The following is a 5,875-nucleotide window of genomic DNA, read 5'->3' as shown; positions in this document are numbered from 1 at the left end:
ACGCGAAAACGCTGGCGATCCCTTTGCTCAAGGATGATCTGATCAAACATCTCCAACGCTGTCTTCATCGCGCTGGCGAACGCTTCCTGCATCTCCCGCAACATCCACTGCTCAAGCTCTTTCATTGAGGGAATGATTGTGGTAAAGTGCTGCACAGGAGCTTCCTCCTCTTGGTGCGTGTTTCAGCAAATTCACATACCAAGGGAGAAGCTCTTTTTCTATGTTCGCTTTTTCCAGACTTTACCCCCACGCAAATTTTACTCTAACCGAAAAAAGCGGGCAGCCCGCGTCCGCCTTCTCCCCGCGAAGATGGCGATGCGCAGGCTGCCCCGCTCCGAAGCCCGCCGCTTACACGTGGGCCAAAATCTTCGACTTGAGCGCTTCCTTCGGTGTGAGGCCGACCATCTTGTCGACCGGCTGGCCGTCCTTGAACAGGATCAGCGTCGGAATGCTCATGACGCCGTACTGGGACGCGATCTCCGGCTCGTTGTCGACGTTGATTTTGCCGATCTTCGCCTGCCCCTCGAGCTCCTTGGACAGCTCCTCGACGATCGGAAGCTGCATTTTGCACGGGCCGCACCAGGGCGCCCAGAAATCGACCAGCGTCACGCCTTCGGCGATGCTGGACTGGAAGTTCTCCTTCGTCAGTTCGATTGCCATCGCTCTGGACTCCTTTCCTTTTTCGAATGGGTGATTGAAGCGCCGCCGCGCTCCGGAAACCTTCATGCGTGGGTCTGATCAAGCTCGGCGCTCCCGGCATTCGCGAATCCGCGCGAGCACGTGCTGGATCGTGACGCTGTCAAGATAGCTTTCCAGCCGTTTCTCCGCCTCGCAGAATATGCCGTCCATGACCTTCCGCATGTTCGAGCCGACGACGCAGTCCATCTCCGGATCGCCCGAACACCAGGTCGGCATGAGCGAGCCCGCGGCCATCGCGCGGTAGATGTCGCCGAGCGTCACCTCGCCGGGTTCGACCGCCAGCCGGTAGCCGCCGCGCATCCCCTCGCGCGTCTCGACGAAGCCGCTCCTGCGCAGCACGCCCATCACCTTGCGGATGCGGGCGGGATTCGTCTGGACGTTCTCCGCGATCGTCTCGCTGGAGGCCATCCGCCCGGGCAGATAGGCCAGCAGGACGAGGCTGTGCACCGCAATGGTGAACTCGCTGTTCATGGGGCACCTCGCTTCTTACTGTAATTATATTCGTTACAGTTCGAGGTGTCAACGCCGCCCGCCCGTAGTGTTCTCCACGAAACCGCGGGACATGCTCGTCCCGGCGAAGGAGACGCGCGTTGCGCGGCCCCGCCGCGGATCAGAAGTTGAAGTTGTCGGGGTCCGCACCGAACCGTCGGTTTTCGTTCAGGGCGTCGATCTTCGCCATGTCTTCGGCCGACAGCTCGAAGTCGAAGATGTTCGCGTTCTCGCGGATGCGCTCGGGACGGACCGACTTCGGGATGGTCAGGATGTCGTTCTGCAGATCCCAGCGCAGCACGATCTGGGCCGGCGTCTTGCCGTATTTCGCCGCAAGCTCCTGCAGCACCGGCAGGTCGAGGTTGCCTTTCATGATCGGCGCCCAGGCCTGGACGGCGATGTTGTGCTCGCGGCAGAACCGGCGCAGCTCCACCTGCGTGAGCAGCGGGTGGCACTCGACCTGGTTCACGGCCGGCATCACTTCGGCCGACGCCATGAGGTCCTCCAGGTGATGGATGTGGAAGTTGCTGACGCCGATCGCGCGCGCCCGGCCTTCCTTGTAGATCCGCTCGAGGGCGCGCCAGGTGTCCTTGTATTTGCCCTTCACCGGCCAGTGGATCAGGTACAGGTCGACGTAATCGAAGCCGAGCCGGTTCAGGCTCGCCTCGAACGCGCGCAGCGTCTCGTCATAGCCCTGGTCGGTGTTCCACACCTTCGTCGTGACGAATACGTCCTCCCGCCGGATGCCGCTCGCCCGAATCGCGTTGCCGACACCCTTCTCGTTCCCGTACAGCGCCGCGGTGTCGATCAGCCGGTAACCGGCTTCGAGGGCGGCGGCCACCGCGGTCTCGACTTCCGGCCCTTCCTGCGTCTTGTAGACGCCCAGCCCGAACCACGGCATTTGCACGCCGTTGTTCAGCGTCGTCGTCTCGGCCACATGCAGCACGTTGGCCATCGAACGATCACTCCTTCTCCTCGGTTTGGAAATCCAGCAAGTCCATCTGTTCGGGCTCCGCGGGCGGATCGAAGCCGCCGCGCGGCGGGCGCAGGCCGAGCATCCGCATGAGCTGCAGGGCGTTGTCCGCGGCGTCGCCTCCGGAGTTGTTGTTGAAAATGACGCATACCGTCCCGGACTGCCCGGCGAGCCGCTCGAGCCGCGGCACCCACTCGGCCAGCTCCGGTTCGGAGTAGCGGTACAGGTAGCGCACGTCGCGCCAGCCCGGACCTCCGGCGTTCCAGCCGGCCGCATGGCGGCCGTGGAACCGGACGATCGTCAGATCCGCGTCGGTCGCCTCCGCGACGGCCGGAACCGAACGCTCCCCGGCCTGCGGTTCGTCGCACACGCTGTGGATCCAGCCTTCCCGCTTCATGAACGCGAGCGTGCGTTCCCGCATGCCGCCTTCAAACCAGCTCCGGTGCCGGAACTCGAGCGCGCACGGGATGCCGTCCATCAGCGCCCGCGCCTCGCGCAGCTTGTCCACATGCGCCCGCGTGCAGTCGAACCAGGGCGGGTACTGGAACAGGACGGCGAGCAGCTTGCCCGCCGCGCGCATCGGCTCGATCGACGCGCGGAACGCGGCGAACATGGACGCCGCATCGGGATAGGGCGTGCCGCCGCGGGCATGCCCGGTCATCCCTCCGTACGCCTTCACGATGAAGCCGAAGCCGTCCGGCGTCTCGGCCTTCCACTTCGCCATCGTCCGTTCCGGCTGGATCGCGTAGAACGTCGCGTCGACTTCGACGATGTCGAACCAGCCGGCGTATTCCGCCAGCCGGCCGCTTCCGCGCCGGGCATGCCGGTAAAGCGACGGATGGTCGCCCCAGCCCGCGAGTCCGATCCGGATCAACCGCGTCCCTCCCTGCGCCTGGCCGCACCCGGGCCGACGTCACGCCCGAATGTCTCCAGGTCCCAGTATAGAACCGCCGGGGGAAAATGGCAATCGCGGTCCGAACGGCAGGCCGACCGCGGGTTTCGGCCTTTTCGGCGGCGGGAATTTGACCGGCGGGCCGGAGGCGGGCGTGCCGAACCCGGCGGACGGTTCGGGTGCGGGAAGCCGGTTGCCGTCGACCGGGCCGGGCGCGGATCCCGGACTGCCATCGGAGGGATCGGACAGCGTCGCCGGATTCTCAACGAGCGGGTCGGATGCGGATGCCGGATTGCCGGCGGACAGGCCGCGTTCGGGCATCAGATTCCCGGCCGTCGGCACTCCGGCATTCCGGGCGGGCACGGGCGCCAGGCTTTCGGCCAGCCGGATCATCTGCTTCTTCGTCAGGATGCGGCTGTCGATCTCGATCAGCGTGCCCCGCTCGATCCAGCGCAGGATGCCGCCGTGCACGGGGCGTCCGTCGTCGAATGCCGCCGGATGCCACGGCATGAACCGCGCGACGGTGCCCCTCAGCCGCACGGGCCGGCCGTGTCCGGCCGCAAGCCGGGACGCGATCGCCCGCGTCTGGGCGATGCCGGCGATCCGCGGTTCGAGGGCGCCGGCCGCCGGCAGCGCCGTCCAGGCCGCATGGAGATGGATGCGCAGGCCGCCGATCCCGCGCCTGTCCGTCGGGTACGCGCAGACCGCCGGAATCCAGCCCGCCGGCAGCTCCCGCGGCGCGAACACGGTGAACGCTGCGCGCCGCGCCAGCCCGTCCGGCCCGTGCAACGAAGCGGAGGCGCACCGGTCCGCCCGGCCCCGGATGCGCGCGGGAACGGCCGACTCCGTTCCCTGTTGCCGGACGGACGGCGCGAAGGCGAACCCGGCCGCCTGGGCCGCGGAGATGCCTGCTGCCGGCGCGCGGAGCACCGGCAGGATGATGGATGCCATGATCGCCGCTGTCAGGAGAAAGCGCCGCATGGTGGTTCCGCCTTTCCTTTTTTCCAGATAGTGTATCCGTGCTTCGTCGAATCTACCCGAAAAAAGAAGCGCGCCCCCGGCAGGGCGGTTCGCGCCTGTGCCGGGGGCGTGCGGCGGGACGTCCCGGGATTCTCAGAACGACAAGCAGAGATAGCTGAGCGTGCCGTAATCGTAATGACGGTGAAGGACTTGCGCCTCGCCGGTCCCCGCCCCGAACGCGATCAGATACGGCACGAAGTGCTCCGGGCGCGGCACGGCCCGGCGGGCAATCGGCGCGAGCTCCGGGTATCGGGCGAGGGCGGCGCGGTCTTTCGCGGCGCTGCGTTCGATCAGCCAGTCGTCGAACTCGAGGGCCCACGGCTCGGGATCGCCGCCGCTCCATCGGATTTCGGCGAAGTTATGCACGGTGACGCCGCTGCCGATGACGAGGATGTCCGCTTCGCCGAGTCCGGCCAGCGCCTCGCCGATCCGGATCTGCTCTTCCCCCGGCAGGAAGGGATGCACGGACGCCTGAACGACGGGGATGTCCGCTTCGGGATACATGCGGAGCAGCATCGTCCAGGAGCCGTGGTCGAGTCCGCGGTCGGCATCCGTCCGCACGGGGATGCCGGCTTCGCGCAGGCGCTCGGCAACCTTGTCCGCGACGGCCGTCGAACCGCGGGCCGGGTATCGGATCCGGTACAGTTCGGGCGGGAAGCCGACGAAGTCGTGAATCGTGTCGTACGTCCCGTCCGTCGAGGAGATCGTCGTCACGGGGCTCTCCCAGTGCGCGGAGAAGATCACGATCGCCTTCGGGCGGAGCCGGCGCCCGAGGTCCGCGAGAAACGCGGCGTACGGGCCGTCCCCGATCGCGAGCATCGGCGATCCGTGCGCAAGAAAGAGCGAGGGCATCACGGGGTCGGAGCACTCCTTTCCGTCGTGCATGGGGCCGCTTATCGGCCGCTCATGCGGTCCGCGGTTCACGGGCCGGAGCCCGCGCCTTACGGGCCCGGGCCGGGGCGCGGCCGCCTCAAGCGCCCAGGAATCTCAGGCCGGCGACGCCGGCGATGATCATCGCGATGAACAGCAGCTTGCGCTTATCCCGCGACTCCCCGAACAGCGCCATGCCGAGCAGCACGCTGCCCGCCGCGCCGATGCCCGTCCAGATGCTGTACGCGGTGCCGATCGGGATGTCCCGCAGCGCGAGCGAGAGGAAATAGAAGCTGACGGCGCTCGAGATGCCGAAGCCGACCGTCGGTTTCCAACGCCGGAACCCGTCCGACAGCTTGATGAACGTGACGCCGCCGATCTCGGCGGCGCCGGCGATGAGCAGCCAGATCCAGGCCATCTCAGCTTGACGCTCCTTCCGATGCGCGGTCCGGGGCGTCCGGTTTGTCCGGCGCGTCGTCCGGCGTGATGAGTTTGAGACCGATGATGCCGGCGATGAGCAGCGCCAGGAAGAACAGGCGCAGCGGATCGGTCGATTCGCCGAGGAACAGCATGCCGACAACGGCCGTGCCGGCCGTTCCGATGCCGGTGAAGACGGCGTAGGCGACACCGATCTCGAGCATCGTCATCGCTTTCGAGAAAAACCAGAAGCTCAGGATGAGCAGCGCGATCGTGACCGCGCTCGGCAGCGGTTCGGTAAAACCTTTCGATACCTTCATGCCATAGGCCCAGCCGACATCCAGCAGCCCGCCGATCAGGACGTAGAACCATGCCATGTTGAATCTGAACGTCATGCTGCACCTGACCTTTCCACATTTCGCGCGGCGCGACGCGTTTGTGAACAGTATAGGCGGGGGCCGGGCGGGTTTGCAAGCCGGCATGCCCGCGCGGCTGCCGGCTGCCCGGCGCGGAAC

Annotated in this window: 9 protein-coding genes; all 9 read right to left on the bottom strand. The window is 66.6% G+C overall.

The genetic code is table 11. The features are described from left to right. Positions 1-155: UPF0236 family transposase-like protein (locus tag A9Z00_RS14275; protein WP_296978906.1), on the bottom strand; the 155-nt coding region annotated here is incomplete at its 3' end. Between the two features lie 193 nt (positions 156-348). Next, entirely contained in the window at positions 349-660 is a 312-nt protein-coding gene (gene trxA / locus A9Z00_RS14270) for a thioredoxin (RefSeq protein ID WP_296978901.1), read from the bottom strand. A gap of 78 nt (positions 661-738) precedes the next feature. Beyond that, positions 739-1,170 (bottom strand): RrF2 family transcriptional regulator, encoded by a 432-nt coding sequence (locus A9Z00_RS14265; RefSeq protein WP_296978898.1) that lies wholly within the window; start codon positions 1,168-1,170, stop codon positions 739-741. A 139-nt stretch (positions 1,171-1,309) separates the two neighbouring features. Then, positions 1,310-2,143, bottom strand: coding sequence for an aldo/keto reductase (locus A9Z00_RS14260; RefSeq protein ID WP_296978893.1), 834 nt, complete (start codon positions 2,141-2,143; stop codon positions 1,310-1,312). A gap of 7 nt (positions 2,144-2,150) precedes the next feature. Next, positions 2,151-3,035: a DUF72 domain-containing protein gene (locus tag A9Z00_RS14255; RefSeq protein WP_296978890.1), complete on the bottom strand. Its 885-nt coding sequence runs from the start codon at positions 3,033-3,035 to the stop codon at positions 2,151-2,153. Between the two features lie 39 nt (positions 3,036-3,074). Continuing rightward, entirely contained in the window at positions 3,075-4,034 is a 960-nt protein-coding gene (locus tag A9Z00_RS14250) for a hypothetical protein (RefSeq protein ID WP_296978887.1), read from the bottom strand. Between the two features lie 132 nt (positions 4,035-4,166). Continuing rightward, positions 4,167-4,928, bottom strand: coding sequence for a DODA-type extradiol aromatic ring-opening family dioxygenase (locus tag A9Z00_RS14245; RefSeq protein ID WP_296978884.1), 762 nt, complete (start codon positions 4,926-4,928; stop codon positions 4,167-4,169). Between the two features lie 115 nt (positions 4,929-5,043). Then, the gene (locus tag A9Z00_RS14240; protein WP_296978881.1) at positions 5,044-5,361 is read right to left on the bottom strand and encodes a DMT family transporter; all 318 of its coding nucleotides are present in this window, start codon (positions 5,359-5,361) and stop codon (positions 5,044-5,046) included. A gap of 1 nt (position 5,362) precedes the next feature. Next, a complete protein-coding gene (locus A9Z00_RS14235; protein ID WP_483316326.1) occupies positions 5,363-5,755 on the bottom strand; it encodes a DMT family transporter in 393 nt (130 codons plus the stop codon). Between the last annotated feature and the right edge of the window lie 120 nt (positions 5,756-5,875).

The sequence above is a fragment of the Thermobacillus sp. ZCTH02-B1 genome, from assembly GCF_002159085.1.
Lineage (GTDB): Bacteria > Bacillota > Bacilli > Paenibacillales > Paenibacillaceae > Thermobacillus.
The sequence above is the reverse complement of the archived record's forward strand: the minus strand, read 5'-3'. Positions and strand labels throughout refer to the sequence as shown.

Excerpts from the sequence above, each read along its gene's own strand:
- trxA (WP_296978901.1), bottom strand. The coding sequence starts at position 660 with ATGGCAATCGAACTGACGAAGGAGAACTTCCAGTCCAGCATCGCCGAA.
- A9Z00_RS14265 (WP_296978898.1), bottom strand. The coding sequence starts at position 1,170 with ATGAACAGCGAGTTCACCATTGCGGTGCACAGCCTCGTCCTGCTGGCC.
- A9Z00_RS14260 (WP_296978893.1), bottom strand. The coding sequence starts at position 2,143 with ATGGCCAACGTGCTGCATGTGGCCGAGACGACGACGCTGAACAACGGC.
- A9Z00_RS14250 (WP_296978887.1), bottom strand. The coding sequence starts at position 4,034 with ATGCGGCGCTTTCTCCTGACAGCGGCGATCATGGCATCCATCATCCTG.
- A9Z00_RS14240 (WP_296978881.1), bottom strand. The coding sequence starts at position 5,361 with ATGGCCTGGATCTGGCTGCTCATCGCCGGCGCCGCCGAGATCGGCGGC.
- A9Z00_RS14235 (WP_483316326.1), bottom strand. The coding sequence starts at position 5,755 with ATGACGTTCAGATTCAACATGGCATGGTTCTACGTCCTGATCGGCGGG.